Source organism: Orbus sasakiae (assembly GCF_039542345.1).
GTDB classification, from domain to species: domain Bacteria; phylum Pseudomonadota; class Gammaproteobacteria; order Enterobacterales; family Orbaceae; genus Orbus; species Orbus sasakiae.
The window spans coordinates 1579848-1605138 of record NZ_BAABHY010000001.1; the positions used below are offsets into that span (position 1 = coordinate 1579848).

Consider the following 25291-nt stretch of genomic DNA (forward strand, 5'->3'; position numbering starts at 1 on the left):
ATTTTGCCATGTCAGGTTTTATGGCCGTGACGCCGTTCCATCAGGTGTTCTGGCATTCGTCCAAGAAGGTAATCCCCCTGTTATTGGGAATTTTTTCGCCTTTTGCTCATCAATATCAATGCCCAGCCCCGGTTTATCATTAAGATAAGCGTAACCCTGTTCAATCTCAGGACAGCCCGGGAATACTTCATGAAGTGCACTGTTCATCGGGGTATACTCTTGCACCCCTAAATTAGTAATACTCATATCGATATGCATATTGGCCACAACACCGATTGGTGAGATATCGCCTGGTCCATGCCAAGCAGTACGCACACCATGATACTCACACAAGTTTGCAAGTTTTTTAGCGGGCGTTATGCCGCCAATCATGCTAATATGGCAACGAATAAAATCAATTAAATGATGGGTAATAAGGTGTTTATATTCAGCAACATGGACAAATAATTCGCCCATTGCAATTGGCGTCGATGTTTGTTGACGCATAATTTTTAGAAAATCAACATTCTCTGGGGCCACCGGATCTTCTAAATAAAATAGACGATAATCTTCAAGACTCTTTGCCATTTGCATTGCTGCAACAGGTTGAATGCGTTCATGAATATCGTGAATAAATTCGACATCAAAACCGATTTTATTACGTAAATGATCAAAGAATTTCGGAATACTGCGTGCATAAGCATCTGGATCAAAATAGATACCGGGTGTTTTATGTCGAGGCGAACGTTTTGGATGAATGCTTTTTGCTTTATCGTATTGTGTATTAATCAGTTTTAGATCTTCTGTGCCAGCACCACCGTACATCCCCATTTGACAGCGAACATATTGGTATCCCTCCTCCATTGCAGCTCGAATATTATCTTCAGCAGCAATCGCATCGCCGCCATCACAATGACGATATAATGGAACACCATCTCGGCATTTTCCACCGAGTAAATCATAGACTGGCATACCGGCCATTTTACCTTTGATATCCCATAACGCCATATCTATCGCTGACACAGCATTATTCATCACCGGACCATTACGCCAATAGCCACTGACTACCGCTGATTGCCAAATGTCTTCAATTCGACGGGGATCTTTGCCAATGACAAAAGGTTTCATATAGTCGTTAATTGCAGCTTCAACAGCAAAAATACGTTGTGTAAATGTTGCACATCCCAAACCATATAAACCATCTTGGTTTGTCTCTACTTTGACGACAACCAAATCAATGCCGCCAGGGGCAGTTAAAATGGTCTTCACATTTGTTATTTTTATCATAAAAATCTCCAATCGATACGATTTAACTCATTAGGTTGTATGACATCATATTTCTATAATTAAAAATAGCACTATCCGAATAAAGTATGCAACAATTATTTAAACATTTTTGTTATTCGTCTTTTAATTTTTCAATCGCAATAATATTGGTTTTCATGGCACTATCGAGAGAACGTTTAGCCGTTTCAACATCATGGTCTTTAATCGACATATAGATTTTGATATGTGCATCAATACTTTCTAACGTAATCCCCAAGACCCGATTAAGTTCCTCTAAGTAAAAATAATACATATCTTTAATATCATGAAGGATCTTAATAAAAATCTTATTGTGTGATGCCGCCGCAACCGCAATATGGAAGTCTAAATCGGCTTGTGTATATTTTTTATAGTCATTTTTACTGACTAGCATTCGGTTTAAGGCTTCTTCTATTGCCTCAATATCTTGCTCATTAGCTCTTTCTGCCGCCAACTCAATACATTTAAATTCAACGGTTTGCCTAAAAATCATCATGTCCATAAACTCATCTTGACTTAAATGCATAATTGGTTGATTTTTATTTAAAATCTTATCTTTATCGAGATTTTCAGAGACAAATGAGCCCATACCATGTCTGGTATAAATAATCCCCAAATCTCGTAATTTTTGTACTGCACTACGAACACTCGTACGGCTAACATTAAATAGCTCAGTGAGTTCAAATTCTGAAGGTAACTTACTTCCAGATGACCAACTGTTATCTAGAATTTTATTTAACATCTGTTGATACACGGCATCAACAATATTACTTTTTGTGATAGTTTGTATTGTCATCTACATATTCTAAGTCGTGACTACATAGATATATTACAACTGATTTAACCCGCTTTATCAACCCATTTAGCCTTATACGCCTATTTTGATCTCAAATATTTGTGTTATCAAGATCACAAAAATAGATTTTATTCATTGATTTTAATCTTAAAGACACGGATTCTAATTAACACATATGTTGTCATACAACTAGTTATACTATCTTAATAACATCATTCATGTTGATAAAAAGGATACATAGATTATGCATAAATTATTTGATCTCTCGGGTAAAACAGCGTTGATAACAGGGTCAAGTCGAGGTCTTGGCTTTGCCTACGCGCAAGGGCTTGCCTCTGCTGGTGCATCAGTTGTATTAAACGGTACGCATCATGAAACGCTACAAACCGCAATCGAGACATTAACCTCACAAGGTTATCATGCAACCGGATACGTTTTTGATGTTGCAAACGAGACACAGATTATTGACGTGTTTAAGCAAATGGATCAAGCCGGCGTCACCATTGATATTGTCGTCAACAATGCTGGTATTCAGCATCGCCAACCCATGGTCGAACTTGAATTGAAAGATTGGCAACGCGTACTTGATGTCCATCTCACTGGCACATTTTTAGTGTCACGTGAAGCCGCTAAAAGGATGATAAAACGTCAATCCGGCGGTAAGTTTATCAATATCTGTTCATTAACCAGTGAGCAAGCACGCCCAACTGTAGCGCCTTATACCGCAGCAAAAGGTGGGGTAAAAATGTTAACGAAATCAATGTCCGCCGAGTGGGCTCAATACCATATTCAGGCGAACGCGATCGGTCCTGGCTATATCCTTACCGACATGAATGAAGCTTTAATTAACGACCACGCCTTTGATACTTGGGTCAAAAATAGTAATCCGACCAAGCGTTGGGGAAAAACGGAAGAACTCATTGGTACAGCGATTTTCCTTGCTGCCCCCGCGTCAGATTATATTAATGGACAAGTAATTTACGTTGACGGGGGGTGGCTGGCTGTTTTATAGCTCACCATCAGCCCAACACACTATATTTAAATAACTAATAATTCAACGAGATATTCAATATGAAACCGACTAAAACACGTTTTATGATCTTAGCGATGTTATTTATCGTCACAGCAATTAACTATATCGATCGCGCTAACCTAGCTGTAGCTGGCTCGAATATACAAAATGATTTTGGATTTTCAGCAACACAATTAGGCTGGTTGTTTTCAATGTTTACATGGACTTATGCTATCAGCCAGATTCCTGTAGGCTATATTTTAGATAGAATTGGTATTAGAAAGCTTTATGGCGGTGCGATTATATTGTGGAGCGTATTTACATTCTTAATGGGATTAGCGTCATATCATTGGTTCACGACAGTAACCGCATCATTTGCAATGCTAATGGTATGTCGGGGTTTAATTGGTATCGCCGAAGCCCCCTCTTTTCCATCTAATACAAAAATTATTGCGACGTGGTTCCCATCACAAGAACGCGCACGCGCTACTGCTATTTATTCAAGCGGACAATATATTGGTTTAGCGACTTTAACACCTGTACTTGCACTTATTGTTGCTAATTATGGATGGGAGATGTCTTTTTATGTCTCAGGTGGCGTTGGCATTTTGTTTGGTATCGTTTGGTTAATCAAATACCGAGAACCTTATGAAAGCAAAAAAACCAATCAAGCAGAACTCGACTATATTAAAGCAGGAGGAGGATTTGATCAGAATAAGCATACAGGTAAAGCTGAAAAAGTCGTTTGGAGTGACATTTTCTATGTATTACGTCAACGCACTATGTGGGGATTATTTATTGCTCAATTTGCGGCCTCATCGACCTTATACTTCTTTTTAACCTGGTTTATTGTCTATTTGGAAAAAGGACTAAATTTATCAATTTCTAATGCGGGATTTGGTGCCATGTTTCCCTATTTGATGGCGATGGCAGGTGTATTATGCAGTGGTGTACTTAGTGACATGCTAATCAAGAAAAATTATTCTAAAACATTTGCTCGAAAGTTACCGGTAATGTCAGGTTTACTGGTCACCACTATCATGTGTTTTGTTAACTTTTTTGAAGATCAACCCGCCATTGCCATTGCTATCTTATCCATTGCCTTCTTTGCGAATGCGTTTTCTAACTTAGGTTGGGTAGTATGTAGTGATGTTATACCCCGTAAAATCATTGGTACGATAGGGGGATTCCTTAATGTTTTTGGTAATTTATCAGGTATTGTTTCGCCGATTATTATTGGGATCATTTTGCATAAAACGAATAACTTTCAATATGCCATGTACTACATTTCAGCTGTGTCATTGATGGGATTTTTAGCATATTTGTTCTTAGTTGGCAAAATTGAAGTGATGAATATCCCAAGCCTAAGAGAGCCACAAAATCCCCATAATGCTACTCAATCACATTAAGGAGTAAAACATGAATCATACTTTAACGTGTAAAGCCTGTTTTGTTCATGGCAAAAAGACAATTAAAATTGAAGATCGGCAATTGACTTATACTGATAATGATGTGCTAGTTAAAATTGAAGCAGGAGGTATTTGTGGTTCAGATATCCATTATTATCAAGAAGGTCACGCGGGTTTATCTGTATTAAAACATCCCATGGTTATCTGTCATGAGTTTACGGGAAGCATTGCCAAAGCACCAACAGGCTCTAATTTAAAAGTGGGTCAAAAAGTAGTAATAAACCCGTCACAACCTTGTAATCAATGTGAATTCTGTTTGCAAGGAAAGCAAAATCAGTGCCCAAATATGCGCTTTATGGGAAGTGCACAATATAACCCCCATAATCATGGCGGATTTTCTCAATATGTAGTGGTATCTGAAAATCAATGTTTTACTTATGATGAACGAATGAGTGCACAAATCATGACATTCACGGAACCCACGACTGTCGCCATTCATGCCGTTAATGTGGCAGGTAGTTTAGTCGGTAAACGCGTATTAGTTATTGGTGCAGGCCCCATTGGGGGATTAATTATTGCTGCAGCCAAAGCCTCTGGTGCCGTTGAAATTGTTGCTGCCGACATCAGTGAAAGATGCCGTAAAATCGCCATCGCCATGGGGGCAGACCTAGCGATTGCTCCATTAGATGAAGCATCCTTTGAGGCGTTTTCAATCAATAAAGGATACTTTGATGTCACGTTTGAAGCAAGTGGTGCCACATCAGCGATAGCATCAACGGTTGCCGCCACACGTGCCAATGGCGTCGTTGTACAAGTTGGTATGGGGGCAAGCCCAGTACAGTATCCTGTCGCACAAATGCTTGCTAAAGAGCTTACATGGAAAGGATCGTTCCGTTTTATCGATGAATTTGCGGTTGCAGTTAAGTGGTTGGAAAAAGGAATCATCAATCCACAACCGTTAATTTCGAGTGAATTTGACTACCAGCAAGTCGAACAGGCTTTAATCACAGCCACAGACAAAAATATCTCATCGAAAGTGATTGTAACGTTTTTTGATTAGCAACCCTTTCATCAGCAAAACCGAATAAATTATTCGGTTTTGCTGTTCATCGTTTGGTTAAAATGTTATCGTAATCGGTAATCATAATGTAAAAAATTGTCCGCCCGATTAAAGAAATAATCGCTTATTTAGTCAAAAATTATAGAAACTCCTTTACATCTGACAATTTTTTCGGCATCATTTTGCCGCAATTTATCATTTTAAAAAATAGGTAAATACTCAGGTAGTCAACATTCCTATTTTGGGTAAATTTAGCAATTTTTAGTAAAAATAAACATCACGAGGACCCAATGGCAAAAGAAGATAACATTGAAATGCAAGGCACGATACTTGATACATTACCAAATACAATGTTTCGTGTAGAACTAGAAAACGGTCATGTCGTTACTGCGCACATTTCTGGCAAAATGCGTAAAAACTATATCCGTATTTTAACAGGCGATAAAGTGACTGTTGAAATGACTCCATATGACTTATCTAAAGCCCGCATTATCTTTCGTAGTCGCTAATTCTATTTTTTCTATATTATGTCATGTTGTATCGCGCAAGATTGCGCGATACTGGGATTTATTGACTGAGATTTAGTACTTAATACGTGTAAAATCCATATCTTGATATTTAATCCATTTTGTTTTCTTCAACAGTTTGTAGCTAAACATAATGATTAAAAATAGCGGAATACCAATATAAGTCGCAATGACACCATTCCAATCAATGGTATCTTCAAGGAACGCTGCATAGTTTTGTCCAAGTGTTATGGTTAAACATAATACAAAAGCAAAGACAGGGCCAAATGGGAATAAACTTGAACGATAAGGTAAATCATTCAGATTCAATCCTTGTGCTATGTACCCTTTTCTGAATCGATAATGGCTAATGGCAATACCTAACCATGCAATAAAGCCGGTCATGCCTGATAAGTTCAGTAACCAAAGATAGACTTGCTGATCTTCAAATTTCGAGGTTAAAAAACACAGCATTGCTACAAAGGTCGTCGCAATCAATGCCATTCTTGGTACACCTGAATGGGATAACCGAGAAAAGATTTTCGGGGCTTTGCCTTCTTTGGCTAACGCATATAGCATACGCGTTGAGGCATATAAACCTGAGTTACCTGCAGAAAGTACTGACGTTAAAATAACCGCATTCATTAATGCCGCGGCTGACAATAAACCCGCATTTTGAAAGACCAGTGTAAATGGACTTAAGCTAATATCAGTTTCATCATTACGTAATAAACGCGGATCAGTGTAAGGGATAATGAGGCTGATAACAAAAATCGCTAGTACATAAAATAATAAGATTCGCCAAAAGACTTGTTTCATTGATTTAGGGATGTTTTTTTCTGGGTCTTTCGATTCACCTGCTGCAATACCTATCAGCTCAGTCCCTTGGAAAGAGAAGCCGACAATCATTGCCACCCCAATCATCGACGAGAAACCACCAACAAATGGTGCATCGCCAATTTGCCAATTGTGCCAACCCGCGCCTTCCCCGCCACGGATGATACCAATAATCATCAATAAACCCACAGCGATAAAGATAATGACTGTCACCACTTTGATGAGAGAGAACCAGAATTCAGCTTCGCCAAACCCTTTTACTGAAATATAGTTGAGTAAAAAAATCAAGGTGAGAAACAATACACTCCACAGCCAGCTGTAACTGCCAGAGTCAAACCAATAAGAGATAACAAGCTGAGCTGCAACTAAATCGACAGCCACAGTAATAGCCCAGTTATACCAATAATTCCAACCAATCGCGAAGCCAAATGATTCATCGACATAACGGGAACCATAGGTCGCAAATGTGCCCGATACAGGCAAATAAGCCGCGAGCTCACCAAGACTGGTCATTAAGAAGTAAACCATAATACCGATAATGACATAAGAGAGTAAGGCACCAGCAGGACCTGCTTGTGCAACCGTTGCACCAGAGGCGACAAAAAGTCCGGTACCAATAGAACCACCGATGGCAATCATCGTTAAGTGGCGAGCTTTAAGATCACGTTTAAGTTTATTTTGCATAGTCATATTTTTTATTGAGAATAAAATTTAGCGAAGTGTAACAAAAAAAACAGCTTTGTAGATAAATAATTCTAATATAATTTATCTTTTATTAGAATTATTTACGGTCGAGTTAAATTTTCCAAATTATTTAAATAGTTCAAAGCATCTTGTTGATGTGTTCCACACATCTCAAAACACGGTTTTAGATGACCACAAACAGCGGGTCTTGATGATTGGCCAAATAATCCACAACGCATTTGTTCATTAAGATGGATACACGCAACATTAGCGGGCTTACCATTTGGCATGCCTGGAATATGACTGGTTATCGAAGGAGCAATACAACACGCTCCACAATTGGCACGACATTCAAAATGGCTATCCACCATCATCACCTTAATTAAATAAATTTACTGGTGACAATAGCAAGTTAGCGTTAAAATAGCGAGCTTATTTATCTTCTTTATTATTGATTGGAACACGAATTATGGCTAAGGCAAATGATGTAAAACGCGGCGATGCAATTGCTTACAATGGCAAATTATTATTAGTAAAAGACGTTGAGGTACAAAGTCCAAGTGCTCGCGGTGCAAGTACACTGTATAAAATGCGTTTTGCTGATGTAAAAACAGGTTTAAAAGTTGAAGAGCGTTTTAAAGGTGACGATATTTTAGAGACCATTGAATTAAACCGTCGTGCAGTAACCTTTTCATACATTGATGGTGATGAGTATGTATTTATGGATGATGAAGACTTTACACCTTATATTTTCAAACATGACCAAATTGAAGACGAGTTATTATTTATTCCTGAAGGTGGCATTCCTGGCATTCAAGTCTTAACTGTTGATGGTCAAATCATTGCGCTTGAATTACCACAAACAGTAGAACTTGACATTGTCGAAACAAATCCGGGAATTAAAGGTGCATCAGCGAGTGCTCGAACGAAGCCTGCAACGTTAACAACAGGTCTGACAGTACAAGTACCCGAATATATTAATAATGGTGAAAAAATTAAAATTCACGTTGCTGAACGTCGTTTTATGAGCCGAGCTGATTAATTTTAATGAGTAATGATAACGTGCTTACAAAACGTATAAGGCAGATTCTACTTTGGAATATATTGGCTGTAGTATTACTCGTCAGTCAATATTATACTTATCGCCAAGGTTTTTGGTTTAATATTGATGCGGCCATCTTTCATTTTTTTAATCAATTTTTAGATGGTAGCCATCAAATCTTTTTATACTTGATTGCGATAACTAATCATCGTAGTTTTGACATTGTGTCTTTTTTAGCTATGGCATTGCTGTATTACACCTATTTTCGTCAGCAAAATAACGAATGTAAGCGTAAAATGATCATCATTGGACTAATGATGCTTATCATCGCGGTAGTCATCAAACAATGGGGACGTTTCATTCCCATTGCACATGAAAGCCCTACACTCTATTTTGAACAGTTTGAGCATATTAATCGAATCTCAAAATTGACGCATTTTGGCACTAAAGATGCAGCAAGTGATAGCTTTCCTGGCGATCATGGTATGATGCTGATGATCTTTGCGGCCTTTATGTGGCGCTATTTTGGCGTAAAAGCCTTTATACAAGCATCAATAATTGTTGTGATATTTTCAGCTCCACGTATTATTGCTGGTGCACATTGGTTTACTGATGTTTATGTTGGCTCACTTGCCATCACCAGTTTTGTACTGAGTTGGTTTTTATTGACCCCTGCTTGTGACACCATCGTTAATTTACTCCTGCGTTTAATGCCTAAACGTTTTTTTAAATCCCCATAATCAGTTAATCAAATTACATGAAAGTTTACAACCAAAATAAATTACATAAACGCTTAAGACGCCAAGTTGGTGAAGCCATTGCCGATTTTAATATGATTGAAGACGGTGATCGTATCATGGTCTGTTTGTCAGGCGGTAAAGACAGCTATACCCTACTTGATATTTTAATCAATTTAAAAATCAGTGCCCCTGTGCATTTTGATCTCGTTGCGGTGAATCTTGATCAAAAGCAGCCTGGATTTCCTGAACATATCTTACCTGAATATCTGGCATCATTAGGTGTTGAATATAAAATTGTTGAAGAAAATACATATGGTATTGTGAAAGAAAAAATTCCAGAAGGAAAAACAACGTGTTCATTATGCTCACGTCTACGGCGGGGTATTTTATATCGCACAGCAACAGAACTTGGTGCGACTAAAATCGCATTAGGCCATCATCGTGATGATATCTTAGAAACACTGTTTCTAAACATGTTTTATGGCGGGAAAATGAAAGCGATGCCACCAAAATTAATGAATGATACTGGTGAACATATCGTTATTCGTCCCCTTGCTTATTGTAAAGAAAAAGATATTACCCAATACGCACAATTAAAAAACTTTCCAATTATTCCATGTAACTTATGTGGTTCACAGCCTAACTTACAACGTCAAGTCATTAAAGAGATGTTAAATGATTGGGATAAAAAATTTCCTGGGCGCATCGAGACAATGTTTCGTGCGACACAAAATATTACGCTATCTCACTTATGTGATACCAATCTGTTTGATTTCAAAGGAATCCAAAAAGGTGATGCGATTGTTAATGGCGGGGATATAGCCTTTGATAAGGAAGACATGCCATTGAATAGTTTTGATGCAACTGATATTGCTGAGCAAGATATCATTTTATGGAAAGACGTTAACTAATTTATGGGTATGATTCCACTTAGTCTTTATATCCACATGCCTTGGTGTGTGCAAAAATGCCCTTACTGTGACTTTAACTCACATAATATCAAGCAAGCACCTCAATATGAACATTATATTGAGCATTTGCTTGCAGATCTTGCCTGCGATTTACCACTTACTGCTCAGCGCCCTATCCATTCAGTATTTATTGGTGGTGGCACACCAAGTTTATTTTCAGCATCCTTGATTGAGCGCTTATTAAGTGAGGTTCAAACTTATTTGCCTTTTGAACCTGGTGCAGAAGTAACTATTGAAGCAAATCCGAATTCAGCTGATGCGGATAATTTTGCTGGCTACATTCATGCTGGCATCAATCGAATTTCAATTGGAGTACAAAGTTTTCAACCCGATAAACTCACTAAACTGGGTCGGATACATAATCCACTTGAAGCAATACAGGCTGCAAAACTCGCTCAATCCTTGCCTCTACGCAGTTTTAACACCGATTTAATGCATGGTTTACCCAATCAATCCCTAGCCGATGCCTTATATGATTTACAACAAGCGATAGATTTATCGCCGCCACACTTATCTTGGTATCAATTAACCATTGAACCTAATACCTTGTTTGGTTCAAAACCGCCAATATTACCTAATGACGATTTACTATGGGATATTTATGAACAGGGTGATCAATTATTAACAGCCCATGGCTATCACCAATATGAAACATCAGCATACGCTAAAACAGGAATGCAATGTGCACATAATCTCAATTATTGGCAATTTGGTGACTATCTTGGAATTGGCTGTGGTGCACACGGAAAATTAACCCAAGCAGATGGCTCAATTATACGGACAATAAAAACCCGCCATCCCAAAGGTTATATGGAAGGTCGTTACCTTGAAAAATCCTATTTAGTCCCACAAGATGAGCTACCTTTCGAGTTCTTTATGAATCAGTTCAGATTGTTTGAGCCCGCACCTAAAGCACGTTTTGAACAACGTACCTCATTACCATTAAGTCGGTTAGATAAGCCGATCTCGTTAGCATTACAAAAAGGCTATATTACTGAGGATAATGATTATTGGTACCTGACGAAACACGGTAAGCTCTTTTTGAATTCGCTGTTAGAATTGTTTTTATAATTGATAACACAAGCAATTCATAACGCTTTGAACATAAAAAATATTGATCATTTGGCTATTCATGACAATAAGATATAAAGACAGATAAAAATAAGGTACTTATTGATGCATAACTGATTTACCGTAATTTATTATCACTGATGTTTATATGTACCATTCCCTTTTTTAATTGTATTTTCACTTACATATATTGTGACATCGCAAATAATTACCAAGTAGATTTCACAATGACCAACATGTTGTCCTTACTGTCTGTGACTTATATCTTTATGTTTATACCCGCGCTAATCACGGTTTTTTTATGGATTTTTATTACAAAGATACAGTAGATGCCTATTTTTATGGTTACAGTCGATGTTAAGCGGGATGATTCACTTTATGTCTGTCGTTATTTTAGACCTGTTGCAGCCCCCTACTCTTGACCAAATGCTTGACGTCATGTCTATCATGGCATTATTAAGTATTGGTAGTACATTGATTGTAACGTTTTGTATTAATGTTATATTAAAAAGATAACGTTATTTGCTATTCAAACCAAATCATAGAGGCCATGCGGCCGGTCTGTTTTTCTCGTCGATAGGAATAAAACAGGTCAGTTTGACTATAGGTACAATATTCACCACCATAAATTTGCGTGATACCTAATTTTTGCAAACGTTGGCGTGCTAATAAATACAGATCTGCTAAATATTTTTGTGATTTACAGTCAATTAAATCAAAAGCTAATGAGGCATTGCAATCATGTGCTTCAAATTGCGCTTTAACTTCAGCACCAACTTCAAATTTTTGTGGACCAATGGCGGGCCCAAACCATGCCATAATTTGTGAAGGAGCACATTGGAAATGATTGACTGTATTTTCTAAAATACCATCACATAAGCCCCGCCACCCTGCATGCGCGGAGGCCACTTCATCGCCTGATAGAGAACAAAAAAGGACGGGCAAACAATCAGCGGTTAATACGACGCTAACGGTCATAGCTTGATTAACATAACTGGCATCAGCATCAGTTGAATCATAGTCACTTAAATTGATGACTTTGGTACTATGAGTTTGATTTAACCATAGCGGATCTTTTGGTAAATGATTAGCACACACTACCCGCTGACGATTGGCGATAACATGATGGATGTTATCGCCCACATGGCTACCTAAATTTAAAGACGAAAAAGGGACTTGGCTAACCCCTCCTTGACGCGTCGTGGTCAAAGCGCGAATATTGTGTGGTGCAGGCCAAGTTGGCGAAATTACCTTCATACTATTTTACCAATCAATTTGATCTTGATAGAGTTTAGTATCGTCTTGTAAGACTTTAATCAATTGCTGCATATCTTCAGGAATGGGGGCATGCCATTCCATTTGTTCACCGGTAATCGGATGAAATAATCTTAACATGGCTGCATGCAGTGCTTGGCGATCAAAATCACGTAGTGTTTGAATAAATTCTTCTGATGCACCTTTTGGTGGTCTTGGTCTGCCGCCATAAAGTTGGTCACCAACCAATGGATGAGCCATATGAGCCATATGCACACGAATTTGGTGTGTACGTCCCGTCTCAAGTCGTAACCGTAACCGGGTGTGGGCTCGATACTTTTCCATCACACGGTAATGTGTTACCGCGGGTTTCCCGGTTGGGAACACGGCCATATGAGTACGTTTAGTCGGATGACGAGTAATTGGCTTATCAATTGTTCCCCCAGCCGTCATAATCCCCATAGCTACTGCTTCATATTCGCGCGTGATTTCACGTAGTTGTAGTGACTCAACCAGGCGAGTTTGTGCTTCAATCGTTTTAGCCACCACCATTAACCCAGTGGTATCTTTATCTAATCGGTGCACAATACCCGCTCTTGGAACACTGGCAATATCTGGGTAATGGTAAAGTAATGCATTTAAAACGGTACCGTTAGGATTACCTGCACCAGGATGAACAACTAAATCGCGCGGTTTATTGATGACTAAAATATCATCATCTTCATAAACAATATTTAAGGAGATTTGCTCTCCCTGATGGTAAGTCTCTTCTTCGATTAATGCATTAAGCGTAATATGCTCACCACCGAGTACCCTTTCCTTTGGCTTATCAACAACAACACCATTAATTTTTACATGGCCGTTAACAATCCAATCTTTAATTCTTGAACGTGAATATTGTGAAAAGATCTCAGCTAAGGCTTGATCTAATCTCATTCCTAATTGATGATGTTCAATATCCGCGGTTAATTCTAAATTTTTTAGTGTATTATCTGACATAAAATTATCTATACTAAGTGGAGTTTTCACTCTTGAGTGTTTTAAGCTATAATAAATTAGAGTATCATATACGCTCAAATGGGTTAATGTTTATTTTCTTTCTTTGTGTAAAAAGTTTTGAATTTAACGCTTTGAAAAAGATTCTTAAAATAAATAACAATGGATTAATGACTGAATGAAATTATATCTTAAATATTCTGTTATCGCAGCAATGACGGGTTTGTTGATTGCATGTACTTCATCAAAACCGGATGTTGAAAATGTACCAGAACAAGAACTCTACACCAAAGCAGAGCAAGAATTACAAAATGGCAATATTCGATCAAGTATTACTATTTTAGAAGAAATGGATAAAGCTTATCCTTTTGGCCCTTATTCACAGCAAGTGCAACTTAACTTGATTTACGCTTATTATAAATCAGCCGATTTGCCACTGACAATTGCTTCCATCGACCGTTTTCTTAAATTGAATCCAACGCACCCTAATGTGGATTGGGTAATTTATTTACGTGGTCTGGCTAATATGGCGCAAGACGATAATCAAATTCAAGGATGGTTTAATGTTGACCGTTCTGACCGTGATGCCTCTTATGCACAGGCTGCATTTAAAGACTTTACCTATTTGATTTCAAGCTACCCGTATAGCCCTTATAGCTATGATGCAGAAAAACGCCTTATATTCTTAAAAAATCGTTTAGCAAAATATCAATTTAAAGTGGCGCAATACTACACGAAACGTGGTGCATATGTTGCTGTAATCAACCGCGTGACCGAAATGCTAAAAACCTATCCGGATACAGATGCCACAAAACATGCACTGTATTTGATGCGAAATGCTTATAATCAATTAGGTCTAAAAGACGAAGCGGATAAAACCACACAGTTAATTGAAGCAAATCTAAATAACGTGAGCACACCAATGGATGAAGATAAACCCTATTTATGGATTTTCTAAACCATAACGATTAAAAAAGGCGATCTCATCGCCTTTTTTATTCACACTATTTTAGTCACTTTGCTTATCAACGACTTCAAGCCATATATTTGGCCCGACCAGAATGGGGTTATTCGTTAAATATCGCCTTAAAGCATCATACCCAATTGCGCTAAAAATCGCTTGCTCTGTTAATTTATTATGTTTACGACTAGTATATTTTAATTGGTAAATATAAGTATTCGCGGGTGTGGCTAATATAAGTTTAAAGTGACTATTGTCACATTCAAAATCATATAACGATAAAAAAATTGCGTTATTATGCATCTGACGTAACTGCTGAATATACTGTTGCATATTGATTTGGCCAGTGATAATCTCTGATTTAATCAATGGCGCATCAGCACCAAGCAATTGATATGTCATTAAACCTGCGGTTTGCTGTTCAATGATAATTAAGGGCTGGGATTGTTCCGCCAATAATTCACTCACCACCTTAACTAGACTCGTTGCCCCCTCATAAAGCGTATTATCATTAACCAATACTTTAAGCTGTTGCCATAATTCATCCATAGCTGTTTGATTATGAGTATTGCCCGTTAATTTAAGCTCAATAATTGGCATTGCCGAGCGGTAACCCACACTAATATCAGCAGGTACCGATAATTTTGCATCAATTTCGGTCGCTAAATCACTTTCGCTTCGCCCCATCGTTGTAAGCCGATAACAAATAGGCTGAACATCCTGCGGAAATTGACTTTTAATAGCTGGTAATATTTGGTTTCGCATCATTGCTCTAAACTCTGATGGTACACCTGGGGTAAAAAAGATGACACAGCTATTTATCACCATTTTAAAACCACATGCTGTTCCGACCGGGTTATCCACAATATAGGCACTCTTGGGTAACATGGCCTGTTTCATATTTGCGGGAGGCATTGTTTTACCTCGAGTGGAAAAATAACGTTCCATTTCATCAACCCACTCTTGATGCAATACTAACTCTTCTTGATTAGCGATAGCCGCCGCTTGGGCAGTCAGATCGTCACTGGTTGGTCCTAGCCCGCCATTAAAAATAATAATGTCATTGACTTTACTTCGTGATTGTAAGGTCGTAATCAGTTGTGTTAAATCATCACCAACTGTATAGCGTGATGTTATTAAGAATCCTTCTTGAAATAAAAAACCCGATAACCATGCTGCATTAGTATCGGTAATCTGGCCATATAGCACTTCATCCCCCGTGCTAACCATTTCAATTCGTATCTTATGGTTCATCGTTTTCCTCAGCATCAGACATGTGTTCTTTGCTTTGTAGCATTTTTACAGCAAAATAAAGATCGTAAGAAAACTCAATATAATCTTTATCCATATGAATGTTCATATCTTTAAACCAACGCTTTAATGTTTTACGCCGTCCAGCCAAAATTAAAACCGTATCACGAACTTTTAATGCTCGAACTAACTCTTCGATACCAAGTAGAACGCTAACATCTTGATAGGTAAAACACGGTATCGCATCGACTACCACATAGCTGACTTTATCTGGCGCTTCATCCACTAAATTGATAAGGCGTTTTTTAAAGTAAGCAATATTAAAATAGGTCAATGGCGAATTAAATCGATAAATTATGGCATTATCGATTGGCATCACATTATTGCTTAAAGAGTGAATTCGCCCATCAGCATCCACACCTAGGAGCTGATCGGTTGGTCTAAAAACACGTCTTAAAAATAAAAATAAGCCCAGTAAAACAGCAAGTGCCATCCCTGGAATAATGCCAATCAAGAGCACCGCAATTAACGTCGTTAGGCTTAAATAAAAGGCATCACGATTTAATTTAAAAAAACGAATAATTGATTTTATATCGATAAGTGACCACGATGAATAAATCAAAATAATGCCTAATACTGCTGTTGGGATGTATTGTAAAGGTGAAAGTAAAAACAATACCACCATGGCAATTGCCACAGCCGCGATAATCGAGACAAGCTGAGTTTTGCCACCACTAACGTCATTGACTGCTGTCCTTGATGATGTTCCACTGACAACAAATCCATGAGATAAACCCGCCACAATATTGGCAATGCCTAATGCTTTAAATTCAGTATCTGCATTCGTGTCATAATTATTTTTAGCCGCAAAACTACGTACCGTAATCATCATACTAATAAAGCAAATCACCGCGATATTCAGTGAAGGAACAACCAATTCACGCATAAGACCAGGATCAAAATCAATCCAAGATGAAAACGGAATGATTTCATTGCTAAATTCACCAATAATTTTAATGTTGTAGCGTTGAAAATCGATTGCCCACGAAAAAAAGGTCATAACGACAACGGCAATCAATGGCGCAGGCCAACGTGGACGTGCTTTTTTAACAGCAATCAAAATCATCAACGTAAAAAAGGCAATACAAACAGTCCCAACATGAATCTGAGTTAATTTAGTCGGCAGGTGAATGATTCGTTCAAACAGACTGGCATAATCATATTTAAAGCCACATACCTTTGCAATCTGGTCAATAATAATGGTAATCGAAATACCATTAAGTAGGCCGATTAAAATCGGTCTACTGAGTAAATCAGCTAATGCTCCTAGTCGCAATTTTCCGGCGACAAGGCACCAGATCCCAATCATAATGGTTAAAATGATGACCAGTTGCCAACGTAAAACCACATTATCTGCGGCTAAAGGAATTACCACCGCCGCAACCACAGCACATGTTGCGGTATCAGGTCCAACAATTAATTGTTTTGAAGATCCAAATAATGCATACGCAATTAACGGTAATATAGTTGAATATAAACCTGCTATTGCTCCAACGCCAGTTAATTCAGCATATGCAATTGATACAGGTAATGAAACCGCAGCAACAGATAATCCAGCTCGAATATCAAAACTAAGATATTCTTTACGGTAGGAGAAAAAATTTTCTAACCCCGGCACCCATTGCAAGAGCTTTTGAAAAAATAATCGATTTCTAAGTTTTTCCATAATGACCACTTACTTCCCTGCAATGCTCATCTGTTCAATTAAAATTGAACCACATTGAATGCTTTTTCGCGTTTCAATATCGTTACCTATCGCCACAATATTTTGATAAATATGATTCAAATTTCCGGCAACCGTAAATTCATTAATCGGGTATTGAATGACACCATTTTCTACCCAAAAACCGCTGGCACCGCGTGAGTAATCCCCTGTGACTAAATTAACACCTTGACCCATTAATGATGTCACCACAATGCCTTTATCCATGGTTTTGACAAGTTGTTCAAATGTCTGTGTGTCATTGTCAGTCAATAACTGCCAGTTATGAATTCCTCCCGCATTAGCCGTACTTTTTAATGGCTTTTGAGGTGTCGATAATTTACGCGCAGAATAACAACTTAACAAATACGTTTGTAATACGCCATGGGTAATAATATCTTTATCAAAAGTACGTATACCATCACTGTCAAAAGGGCTAGACCCCACTCCTCGAAGCAGATGTGGTAACTCTTTTATTGTTAACCATGTAGGTAAAATTGTTTTACCGATACTGTCTAATAAAAACGATGACTTTTTATAAATAGCTCCACCACTAATCGCAGAGGCTAAGTGACCAATTAAGCCGGTTGCCACATCCGGACTAAATAGCACCGGTACTTGCATGGTATTAATTTGCCTAGCACCAAGATGGGACACTGTCTTTTGTGCTGCTTCTAAACCAATGTCTTCTGCTGATTTTAATGCAGCAATGTCACGTGAACTGGTATAAGCGTAGCCCCTTTCCATATGCCCCTCTCTCTCACCAATCACGCAACATGATAATGAATGAGAACTTGCTCGGTAGCCTTGTAGCATCCCTTCACTATTGCCATACACTCGTATACCGTAGCTACTATTGAAATAGCCACCATCACTTTTTTTAATTTCAGCATAATCTAAAGCAGTGGCTTCTGCCTTGGCTGCTTGCTTAATGGCATGATCAACATTGAGATCACTAGGATGAAATAGATCTAAATCAAGACTATCAAAGGCCATTTGTGATTTGTCACCTAATCCAGAATACGGATCGGGTGAAGTATATTTCATAATCTCTATCGCCATATTGATGGCATGTTCAATTGCTTGAGGTGAAAGGTCATTGGTGGATGCATTACCTTTTTGGTTATCTTGATAAACGGTAATACCCAGTACACCATCACTGTTGAATTCAATATTTTCTGTTTCACCCAAACGCGTACTGACATTAATGCCCGTTGATTTATTGATTCCGACTTCCACCGAATCAACTTTGCGTTTAGCTATTTCAATGGCTTGTGCAACGACAGCCTCGAGATCTTTTTGTTCCGTGTAGGATTGCTGTTTTATTTGTTTTATATTCATCAAATTATCCGGCTAAATGCTGAGTGGTTTTTATTATGTTTTTAAAGTATGTCGTTTCTTATGATCATTGCAATATAGCAGTAAAGTGAATCTATTTTTTGGAAGCCGATGCTATCTTATCGGCGAAATGCAATTTTTGTTTTTATGCATTCACAAAACCAATATAAACTACCCTTAAAGATGCATTTTGAATGATTTGAAATTTAAACGAGACAGAAATTATGCGTATTATCTTGGCAATTTTTATTTAATTTCTGATTTTACCTTAATGATACGTTATAATAACTCAGATTAGTATTTATCATTGATATATTTTTAATAATATTTATTTAAAGAAAACGTATGACACCATTTGAAAACGAAGATAATAATGCCTTAAATGACGATGATGAAATCATTTATGTTAGCAAAAGTGAAATAAAACGTGACGCTGAAGCCTTAAAAAAACTTGGCGTTGAGTTAGTTCAATTAAGTAAAAATGAACTGGAAAAAATTCCACTTGATGAAGATTTAGACCGCGCGATTGAATTAGCCCAAAAAATTAAAAAAGAGGGTTATCGTCGTCAAATTCAATATATCGGTAAATTACTCCGTAATCGTGATATTGAACCACTTACCCAAGCATTGGATAAATTAAAAAACCGACATAATCAACAGATTGCCCAGTTCCATAAAATCGAAAAATTACGTGATGAATTAATTGAAACTGGCAATGCTGAAACTGTTTTAGCTCTTTATCCTACCGCAGATCGTCAACAATTACGGAACTTAGCTCGTTCAGCCAAAAAAGAGCAAGAAGACAATAAAGCACCAAAATCAGCAAGGCAGATTTTTCAATATCTAAAAGAATTGAGTGAAATTGGATAATCGATATAATAACTGAACTTTTTAAACACAAATTAGATTTAAATTTGAGGAAAAATAAATGGGACTATTAAACGTACCTGCCGGTAAATCTTTACCCGATGATATTTATGTTGTAATTGAAATTCCAGCAAATGCTGACCCTATTAAATATGAAGTTGATAAAGATACTGGCGCAGTATTTGTTGATCGTTTTATGTCAACAGCAATGTTTTATCCATGTAACTATGGCTATATTAACCATACATTATCACTTGATGGTGACCCCGTTGACGTATTAGTACCCACACCTTACCCACTTCAACCAGGTGCTGTTATCCGTTGTCGCCCAGTTGGTGTACTCAAAATGACTGATGAAGCTGGCCAAGATGCAAAATTGGTTGCGGTTCCACATTCTAAATTATCTAAAGAGTATGATCATATCAAAGATGTTAATGATCTTCCTGAATTATTAAAAGCACAAATCAAGCATTTCTTTGAACACTACAAAGACCTTGAAGCAGGTAAATGGGTTAAAGTGGATGGTTGGGATAATGCAGAAGCTGCCCGTAAAGAAATCGTTGAATCATTTGAACGAGCAAAAAAATAATCACCTGATTATTGAATAGCAAATCAAAATTAAAAAGCTACTTCGTTTATAACAAGTAGCTTTTTTTATTCACTCAATACAATAATGTATTTTACTCATCATGTGGATGACAATTATTTGTGATCGATGCTATTGTGTTTTTTTAACAGCTCACGGTGATATAAATAATAGGCGCCACGCGATAGCATTCGCAATTGAAATATCAGGTTATCAATTAACTTTTGCTTTTGTTCAGGTTCAAAATCAATGGCATCGGCACCAGAGTTAAAAACAATCGTCACCATCGCTTCAGCTTGCGCTTCATTATAGCGACGAGGCATGTTGTTTGCATTATCCAGATAATCCGCTAATTCGACAATAAAGTGCTGAATCTCTCGGGCAATCGCTGAACGAAAAGCCGCAGATGTGCCAGCTCTTTCACGTAATAATAATAAAAAGACTTTTGGATTATTATCAATAAATTCAATAAACGTAGTCACTGATGTCTGAATAACGCTACCGCCCTTTTCAATACGTTTTCGAGCCTGACGCATTAATTGACGTAAAGTAAGACCACTTTCATCAACCATCGCCAAACCAAGTTCATCCATGTCACGAAAATGACGATAAAATGATGTAGGTGCAATACCAGCCTCGCGGGCAACTTCTCGCAAGCTTAAACTTGCAAAACCTTGCTCAGCATTTAATTGATTAAACGCGGCATCAATTAAAGATCGTCTGGTACGCTCTTTCTGCATCGCCCGGACACCGGACGATTGACAGTATTTAGGATTTTTCATAGAGTCTGACTTTTAACCCGCTTTTAAAAGCATCTCTTTTTCAGCAAAAACTTCTGGCATGTGAGCACGAATTTTTTTAGCGACCTGTTCATAACGAGAACGTAATGGGGAACCTGGACGATAAATTAATTCAATAGCACGTGATGGAATTGGGTCAAGGCATGGGATATAACAAATATTGTCACGAACTCGTTCATTTGGTGCCGCAAGTTCAGGGAATAATGTGATACCGCGTCCCGCCGAAATCATACTACGTAGTGTTTCAAGACTCGTTGCTTTAAAGCGTTTATCTTCTTCAATACCCGCTTGGAAGCAATAGCCCATTGCATGATTTCTTAAGCAATGACCATCTTCTAACATGAGGAATTTTTCACCCCGCAGATCAGATAAATTCACCAACGGCTGTTTAGCTAATGAATTACTTGCTGGCACCGCTAAATACATCGGCTCATCAAATAGTGGTAACTCAATAAATGGGCTGGTTTCTTTAACTTGAGCTAAAATCACGCAATCCAATTTACCTTGTTCTAATTGAGACACTAGAACATGAGTTTGAGCTTCATGAAGATAGAGTTCCAAAGACGGATAAGTATCATGTAATAACGTGATAATATGTGGTAACAAATAAGGTGCAAGCGTTGGTATTAAACCAATATGCATAGGACCCGACATGTCTTCGCCCTGCTTACTTGCCATTTCTTTAAAAATCTGAACATTACGCAACACTTCACGTGCTTGATCAACCAACATTAACCCCGTTTGAGTAAACAATACCTTACGGCTTGTTCGCTCAAGCAGCATAACGCCTAGCTCATCTTCTAATTTACGAATCTGCCCGCTTAACGTTGGCTGACTTACATTACACGCATCTGCTGCTTTACGAAAATGACGATATTCAGCTAGCGCAACGAAATATTCTAGATCACGAATATTCATGAATGCCCCCGATGGATCTGTTTTTATAAAATGAATATAACAAATACAGGGATGAAGTATAACGTGTTTTTATAACTTCATCATTATATTTATATTCCATTTTATACGATTCCGCATCACAAATTAAGCGCTAATTATCGATATTTTAAAGAAATTATTAATAACAATTTTATTCAATTAATTAACTTGCTGAATCCTTTAAGCTATTTTTTGCTTTTTTGATTTGTTCAGCGATTTGTAATGGTGACACACCACCTTTAGCACAACGTTTGTTCAAACACGATTCGATCGATAAAATGCTATAAACATCTGATTCAATTACAGAACTAAAGGATTTAAGTTCATCAATAGTCAACTCTTCAAGCGCTTTTTGCTTAGCAATTGCCCCCACAACAGCCTCTCCTACAATGTGGTGGGCTTCACGGAAGGGAACACCTTTAGCCACAAGGTAATCGGCCAATTCCGTAGCATTTGAATAACCTTGTTTAGCCGCTGCAAGACAAACGTCATAATTAATTTTGATATCATCTAAAACAAGCGAAGCCATATCTAAACACTCATGCCAAGTATCAAGCGCATCAAATAGACCTTCTTTATCTTCTTGCATGTCCTTGTTATAAGCTAGGGGTAAACCTTTGAATGTCATCATCGCACCAGTTAAAGCGCCTAACACACGGCCAGATTTACCGCGAATTAATTCTAATGCATCTGGGTTTTTCTTTTGAGGCATGAGTGAAGAACCAGACGTCACCCGATCAGATAATTCAACAAAATTGGACTCACCGCTATTATAAATAATCAAATCTTCAGCAAAACGTGAAAGATGATTCATACCAATTGAAGCATTTGATAAAAGTTCTAATACATGATCACGATCAGATACCGAATCCAGACTATTATTGGTCGCTGTTTTAAAACCAAGATATTGAGCTAATAAATCACGATCAATTGCATAGGCGGTTCCAGCTAGCGCACCTGAACCTAATGGACTGACGTTAAGGCGGTCTAGTGTATCAGTTAAACGACTTTTATCCCGTACTAACATTTCATAATATGCTAAACACCAATGTGCAAAGGTGACTGGCTGCGCACGTTGTAGATGCGTATAACCTGGCATCACTGCATTTTGATACTGTTGTGCCGTGTTCACTAATTTTAGTTGGAAATGTTCAATGGTTTGGATTAACAATGCAATTTCTTCTTTACACCATAGTTTTAAATCCGTGGCAACCTGATCATTACGACTCCGACCAGTGTGTAATTTTTTACCTAAATCACCCACTTTTTCAATCAATTTTTGCTCAACCCAGCTATGAATATCTTCAGCATCGCTAGCAATGATTTGTTGAGGGTCATTTCGCACTGAGGTTAATAATTCATTAAGGGCTTGTTCTAAACGTTTTTGTTCATCAGCAGTTAAGATATTCACTGTTACCAATGCTTTTGACCAACCAATTGAGCCGATAATATCTTGCTCAGCTAAACGATAATCAAAACGCAATGAATCATTAAAATGTTTAAAACGCTGATCTGCTGCTTGGCTAAAACGCCCACCCCAAAGTGCCATAATTACCTCAATCAAGCCAAATGGCTTATTTTATATTATATTTAAAATGTTTTTTAATATGTGATTACAAACATCGACTAAATAAGATATTTTATTCAATCTGTAATAGGGAAATAACCTATCTCCCTTACTTCCACCATTCTTCCTCGAACGATGAAAGTAAAAGGCGATTATTCATCGCCTTATTTATGCAAAATAAGCTAACACCCCCCTATAGAGTATGTTACTTTTTCTTCGCTGTCTTTGCTTTAGCTGGTGCTTTTTTAGCTGTTGCTGTCGTAGCTTTCGCCTCTGCTTTTTTCACCGGAGCTTTCTTCACTTTTGTTGTTTTTTTACTCGCTTCCTCATTTAACGCACGAATTCGTGACGATAATGAGAATAAACGAATAAACCCACCTGCATGGCTATGGTCATAGACATCATCTTCACCAAATGTCGCAAACTCTTCATTATATAAGCTGTTTGGTGATTTCTTCTGAATAGCGGTTGCATTACCTTTATATAATTTAACCACAACTTCACCGTTCACATCTTCCGCCAATACCTCAGCAGAAGCTTGTAATGAACGACGGTATGGTGCGAACCAACGACCATCATATACCACATAAGCCATTTCCAGACCAAGTTGTTCACGCCATTTAAAACTATCTCGGTCAAGCACCAGTTGTTCAAGGCCTCGTAGTGCCGTCATCATAATGGTACCACCAGGGGTTTCATAACAACCTCGTGATTTAATACCGACAAGACGATTTTCAATAATATCAACACGCCCAACACCATGTTTAGCACCGATTTTATTTAAGGTTGCGACACAGTTATAAGGTGATAATTTTTTACCATTAACAGAGACAACTTCACCCTTTTCTATACCAATGGTGACAAGCTCCGCTTTATTTGGTGCATCTTCAGGTGATACTGTCCATGCCCAACAGTCAGCATTAGCTTCATTCCAAGTACTTTCAAGAACACCACCTTCAGTAGAAATATGCCATGCATTCTCATCACGACTATAAATTTTTTCAATCGTTGCTGTCGTTGGAATTTTACGTTGTTTAAGATAATCGATTAACGCTTCACGTGAACGTAAATCCCATTCACGCCATGGTGCAATCACTTTTAATTGCGGAGCCAATGCGGTATAGGTTGTTTCAAAGCGGACTTGGTCATTACCTTTACCGGTTGCACCGTGACAAAGTGCATCAGCACCCACTTCTAATGCATATTCAACTTGAGCTTTAGCAATGATTGGGCGAGCCATCGATGTACCTAAATAATAAGTCCCTTCATAAAGTGCACCTGTTTTAAGTACTGGGTAAACATAATCTTTCACAAACTCTTCGCGTAAATCAACAACGCGACATGCAACGGCACCCGATGCTTTTGCTTTTTTCTCAACGTCAATCAGTTCCTTTGGATCTTGACCGACATTGGCAACAAAAGCATAGACTTCACAGCCTGCGTAATTTTCTTTAAGCCAAGGAATGATTGCTGATGTATCTAAACCACCTGAATAGGCCAAAACAACTTTTTTGATTCCGCTTTGTTTCATGTTATACCCTTTATGAATTTATGTTCTCAA

General features: G+C 37.9%; 23 protein-coding genes and 1 pseudogene. 11 read left to right on the forward strand and 13 right to left on the reverse strand.

Annotation, left to right across the window (positions count from 1 at the left end; translation table 11 throughout):
* Positions 1 to 18 precede the first annotated feature (18 nt).
* Positions 19 to 1272 (reverse strand): enolase C-terminal domain-like protein, encoded by a 1254-nt coding sequence (locus ABEA36_RS06920; RefSeq protein ID WP_345490916.1) that lies wholly within the window; start codon positions 1270 to 1272, stop codon positions 19 to 21.
* Positions 1273 to 1378: 106 nt separating this feature from the next.
* On the reverse strand, positions 1379 to 2080 hold the full coding sequence (locus tag ABEA36_RS06925) for a FadR/GntR family transcriptional regulator (RefSeq protein ID WP_345490178.1): 702 nt from the start codon (positions 2078 to 2080) through the stop codon (positions 1379 to 1381).
* 244 nt (positions 2081 to 2324) lie between these two features.
* Here ABEA36_RS06925 and ABEA36_RS06930 point away from each other — a divergent pair, with 244 nt between their 5' ends.
* The 4 genes from ABEA36_RS06930 to infA all read left to right on the forward strand — a co-directional run bounded on the left by ABEA36_RS06930 (position 2325) and on the right by infA (position 6070).
* Complete coding sequence (locus tag ABEA36_RS06930; protein WP_345490180.1) at positions 2325 to 3092, forward strand: SDR family oxidoreductase; 768 nt, start codon at positions 2325 to 2327, stop codon at positions 3090 to 3092.
* 59 nt (positions 3093 to 3151) lie between these two features.
* Positions 3152 to 4501, forward strand: a complete 1350-nt coding sequence (locus ABEA36_RS06935; protein ID WP_345490182.1) for an MFS transporter — start codon at positions 3152 to 3154, stop codon at positions 4499 to 4501.
* Positions 4502 to 4511: 10 nt separating this feature from the next.
* Positions 4512 to 5561, forward strand: a complete 1050-nt coding sequence (idnD, locus tag ABEA36_RS06940; protein WP_345490184.1) for an L-idonate 5-dehydrogenase — start codon at positions 4512 to 4514, stop codon at positions 5559 to 5561.
* A 290-nt stretch (positions 5562 to 5851) separates the two neighbouring features.
* Positions 5852 to 6070 (forward strand): translation initiation factor IF-1, encoded by a 219-nt coding sequence (gene infA / locus ABEA36_RS06945; protein ID WP_025315083.1) that lies wholly within the window; start codon positions 5852 to 5854, stop codon positions 6068 to 6070.
* A 72-nt stretch (positions 6071 to 6142) separates the two neighbouring features.
* Here infA and ABEA36_RS06950 read toward each other — a convergent pair whose 3' ends face one another.
* Together ABEA36_RS06950 and ABEA36_RS06955 are read right to left on the reverse strand one after the other, a co-directional pair.
* On the reverse strand, positions 6143 to 7594 hold the full coding sequence (locus ABEA36_RS06950) for an amino acid permease (RefSeq protein ID WP_425571875.1): 1452 nt from the start codon (positions 7592 to 7594) through the stop codon (positions 6143 to 6145).
* 95 nt (positions 7595 to 7689) lie between these two features.
* A complete protein-coding gene (locus ABEA36_RS06955) occupies positions 7690 to 7962 on the reverse strand; it encodes a YkgJ family cysteine cluster protein (protein WP_345490264.1) in 273 nt (90 codons plus the stop codon).
* Positions 7963 to 8057: 95 nt separating this feature from the next.
* On the opposite strand from ABEA36_RS06955, the gene efpL reads away from it, so the two are divergent.
* The 4 genes from efpL to hemW are packed head-to-tail and all read left to right on the forward strand — an operon-like array spanning position 8058 to position 11412.
* Positions 8058 to 8630, forward strand: coding sequence for an elongation factor P-like protein EfpL (efpL, locus tag ABEA36_RS06960; RefSeq protein ID WP_345490266.1), 573 nt, complete (start codon positions 8058 to 8060; stop codon positions 8628 to 8630).
* 20 nt (positions 8631 to 8650) lie between these two features.
* The gene (locus tag ABEA36_RS06965; RefSeq protein WP_345490268.1) at positions 8651 to 9370 is read left to right on the forward strand and encodes a phosphatase PAP2 family protein; all 720 of its coding nucleotides are present in this window, start codon (positions 8651 to 8653) and stop codon (positions 9368 to 9370) included.
* Between the two features lie 17 nt (positions 9371 to 9387).
* The gene (gene ttcA / locus ABEA36_RS06970) at positions 9388 to 10281 is read left to right on the forward strand and encodes a tRNA 2-thiocytidine(32) synthetase TtcA (RefSeq protein WP_345490270.1); all 894 of its coding nucleotides are present in this window, start codon (positions 9388 to 9390) and stop codon (positions 10279 to 10281) included.
* A 3-nt stretch (positions 10282 to 10284) separates the two neighbouring features.
* On the forward strand, positions 10285 to 11412 hold the full coding sequence (gene hemW / locus ABEA36_RS06975; RefSeq protein WP_345490272.1) for a radical SAM family heme chaperone HemW: 1128 nt from the start codon (positions 10285 to 10287) through the stop codon (positions 11410 to 11412).
* 525 nt (positions 11413 to 11937) lie between these two features.
* Here hemW and pgeF read toward each other — a convergent pair.
* Both pgeF and rluD read right to left on the reverse strand, forming a co-directional pair.
* Complete coding sequence (pgeF, locus tag ABEA36_RS06980) at positions 11938 to 12669, reverse strand: peptidoglycan editing factor PgeF (RefSeq protein ID WP_345490274.1); 732 nt, start codon at positions 12667 to 12669, stop codon at positions 11938 to 11940.
* 6 nt (positions 12670 to 12675) lie between these two features.
* Entirely contained in the window at positions 12676 to 13665 is a 990-nt protein-coding gene (gene rluD, locus ABEA36_RS06985) for a 23S rRNA pseudouridine(1911/1915/1917) synthase RluD (protein ID WP_345490276.1), read from the reverse strand.
* Between the two features lie 175 nt (positions 13666 to 13840).
* Here rluD and bamD point away from each other — a divergent pair, with 175 nt between their 5' ends.
* Positions 13841 to 14620 carry an outer membrane protein assembly factor BamD gene (bamD, locus tag ABEA36_RS06990; RefSeq protein WP_345490278.1) on the forward strand — a complete coding sequence of 260 codons (780 nt, stop codon included), beginning with the start codon at positions 13841 to 13843 and terminating at the stop codon, positions 14618 to 14620.
* Positions 14621 to 14671: 51 nt separating this feature from the next.
* On the opposite strand, the gene ABEA36_RS06995 is transcribed toward bamD, so the two are convergent.
* From ABEA36_RS06995 to pmbA, 3 genes are read right to left on the reverse strand one after another with little or no spacing between them, the layout of a single operon-like run.
* A complete protein-coding gene (locus ABEA36_RS06995) occupies positions 14672 to 15877 on the reverse strand; it encodes a CinA family nicotinamide mononucleotide deamidase-related protein (RefSeq protein WP_345490280.1) in 1206 nt (401 codons plus the stop codon).
* On the reverse strand, positions 15867 to 17600 hold the full coding sequence (locus tag ABEA36_RS07000) for a SulP family inorganic anion transporter (protein ID WP_345490282.1): 1734 nt from the start codon (positions 17598 to 17600) through the stop codon (positions 15867 to 15869). Before ABEA36_RS07000 ends, ABEA36_RS06995 begins: the two co-directional genes overlap by 11 nt.
* Positions 17601 to 17609: 9 nt before the next feature.
* On the reverse strand, positions 17610 to 18977 hold the full coding sequence (gene pmbA, locus ABEA36_RS07005; RefSeq protein WP_345490284.1) for a metalloprotease PmbA: 1368 nt from the start codon (positions 18975 to 18977) through the stop codon (positions 17610 to 17612).
* A 342-nt stretch (positions 18978 to 19319) separates the two neighbouring features.
* Between pmbA and yjgA the strand changes: the two genes are divergently transcribed.
* Complete coding sequence (gene yjgA / locus ABEA36_RS07010; protein ID WP_345490286.1) at positions 19320 to 19844, forward strand: ribosome biogenesis factor YjgA; 525 nt, start codon at positions 19320 to 19322, stop codon at positions 19842 to 19844.
* Positions 19845 to 19902: 58 nt separating this feature from the next.
* Positions 19903 to 20430 (forward strand): inorganic diphosphatase, encoded by a 528-nt coding sequence (gene ppa / locus ABEA36_RS07015; protein ID WP_345490288.1) that lies wholly within the window; start codon positions 19903 to 19905, stop codon positions 20428 to 20430.
* A gap of 113 nt (positions 20431 to 20543) precedes the next feature.
* On the opposite strand, the gene fabR is transcribed toward ppa, so the two are convergent.
* From fabR to ABEA36_RS07035, 4 genes and pseudogenes are all read right to left on the reverse strand, one after another.
* Positions 20544 to 21209, reverse strand: a complete 666-nt coding sequence (fabR, locus tag ABEA36_RS07020) for an HTH-type transcriptional repressor FabR (RefSeq protein WP_345490290.1) — start codon at positions 21207 to 21209, stop codon at positions 20544 to 20546.
* Positions 21210 to 21221: 12 nt separating this feature from the next.
* The gene (oxyR, locus tag ABEA36_RS07025; protein WP_345490292.1) at positions 21222 to 22145 is read right to left on the reverse strand and encodes a DNA-binding transcriptional regulator OxyR; all 924 of its coding nucleotides are present in this window, start codon (positions 22143 to 22145) and stop codon (positions 21222 to 21224) included.
* Positions 22146 to 22326: 181 nt separating this feature from the next.
* On the reverse strand, positions 22327 to 23712 hold the full coding sequence (gene argH, locus ABEA36_RS07030) for an argininosuccinate lyase (RefSeq protein WP_345490293.1): 1386 nt from the start codon (positions 23710 to 23712) through the stop codon (positions 22327 to 22329).
* Between the two features lie 331 nt (positions 23713 to 24043).
* A pseudogene (locus tag ABEA36_RS07035) lies at positions 24044 to 25261 on the reverse strand (argininosuccinate synthase); the annotation flags it as partial.
* Positions 25262 to 25291 lie beyond the last annotated feature (30 nt).

Excerpts from the sequence above, each read along its gene's own strand:
- ABEA36_RS06925 (WP_345490178.1), bottom strand. The coding sequence starts at position 2,080 with ATGACAATACAAACTATCACAAAAAGTAATATTGTTGATGCCGTGTAT.
- ABEA36_RS06930 (WP_345490180.1), top strand. The coding sequence starts at position 2,325 with ATGCATAAATTATTTGATCTCTCGGGTAAAACAGCGTTGATAACAGGG.
- ABEA36_RS06935 (WP_345490182.1), top strand. The coding sequence starts at position 3,152 with ATGAAACCGACTAAAACACGTTTTATGATCTTAGCGATGTTATTTATC.
- idnD (WP_345490184.1), top strand. The coding sequence starts at position 4,512 with ATGAATCATACTTTAACGTGTAAAGCCTGTTTTGTTCATGGCAAAAAG.
- infA (WP_025315083.1), top strand. The coding sequence starts at position 5,852 with ATGGCAAAAGAAGATAACATTGAAATGCAAGGCACGATACTTGATACA.
- ABEA36_RS06950 (WP_425571875.1), bottom strand. The coding sequence starts at position 7,594 with ATGACTATGCAAAATAAACTTAAACGTGATCTTAAAGCTCGCCACTTA.
- ABEA36_RS06955 (WP_345490264.1), bottom strand. The coding sequence starts at position 7,962 with ATGATGGTGGATAGCCATTTTGAATGTCGTGCCAATTGTGGAGCGTGT.
- efpL (WP_345490266.1), top strand. The coding sequence starts at position 8,058 with ATGGCTAAGGCAAATGATGTAAAACGCGGCGATGCAATTGCTTACAAT.
- ttcA (WP_345490270.1), top strand. The coding sequence starts at position 9,388 with ATGAAAGTTTACAACCAAAATAAATTACATAAACGCTTAAGACGCCAA.
- hemW (WP_345490272.1), top strand. The coding sequence starts at position 10,285 with ATGGGTATGATTCCACTTAGTCTTTATATCCACATGCCTTGGTGTGTG.
- pgeF (WP_345490274.1), bottom strand. The coding sequence starts at position 12,669 with ATGAAGGTAATTTCGCCAACTTGGCCTGCACCACACAATATTCGCGCT.
- rluD (WP_345490276.1), bottom strand. The coding sequence starts at position 13,665 with ATGTCAGATAATACACTAAAAAATTTAGAATTAACCGCGGATATTGAA.
- bamD (WP_345490278.1), top strand. The coding sequence starts at position 13,841 with ATGAAATTATATCTTAAATATTCTGTTATCGCAGCAATGACGGGTTTG.
- ABEA36_RS06995 (WP_345490280.1), bottom strand. The coding sequence starts at position 15,877 with ATGAACCATAAGATACGAATTGAAATGGTTAGCACGGGGGATGAAGTG.
- ABEA36_RS07000 (WP_345490282.1), bottom strand. The coding sequence starts at position 17,600 with ATGGAAAAACTTAGAAATCGATTATTTTTTCAAAAGCTCTTGCAATGG.
- pmbA (WP_345490284.1), bottom strand. The coding sequence starts at position 18,977 with ATGAATATAAAACAAATAAAACAGCAATCCTACACGGAACAAAAAGAT.
- yjgA (WP_345490286.1), top strand. The coding sequence starts at position 19,320 with ATGACACCATTTGAAAACGAAGATAATAATGCCTTAAATGACGATGAT.
- ppa (WP_345490288.1), top strand. The coding sequence starts at position 19,903 with ATGGGACTATTAAACGTACCTGCCGGTAAATCTTTACCCGATGATATT.
- fabR (WP_345490290.1), bottom strand. The coding sequence starts at position 21,209 with ATGAAAAATCCTAAATACTGTCAATCGTCCGGTGTCCGGGCGATGCAG.
- oxyR (WP_345490292.1), bottom strand. The coding sequence starts at position 22,145 with ATGAATATTCGTGATCTAGAATATTTCGTTGCGCTAGCTGAATATCGT.
- argH (WP_345490293.1), bottom strand. The coding sequence starts at position 23,712 with ATGGCACTTTGGGGTGGGCGTTTTAGCCAAGCAGCAGATCAGCGTTTT.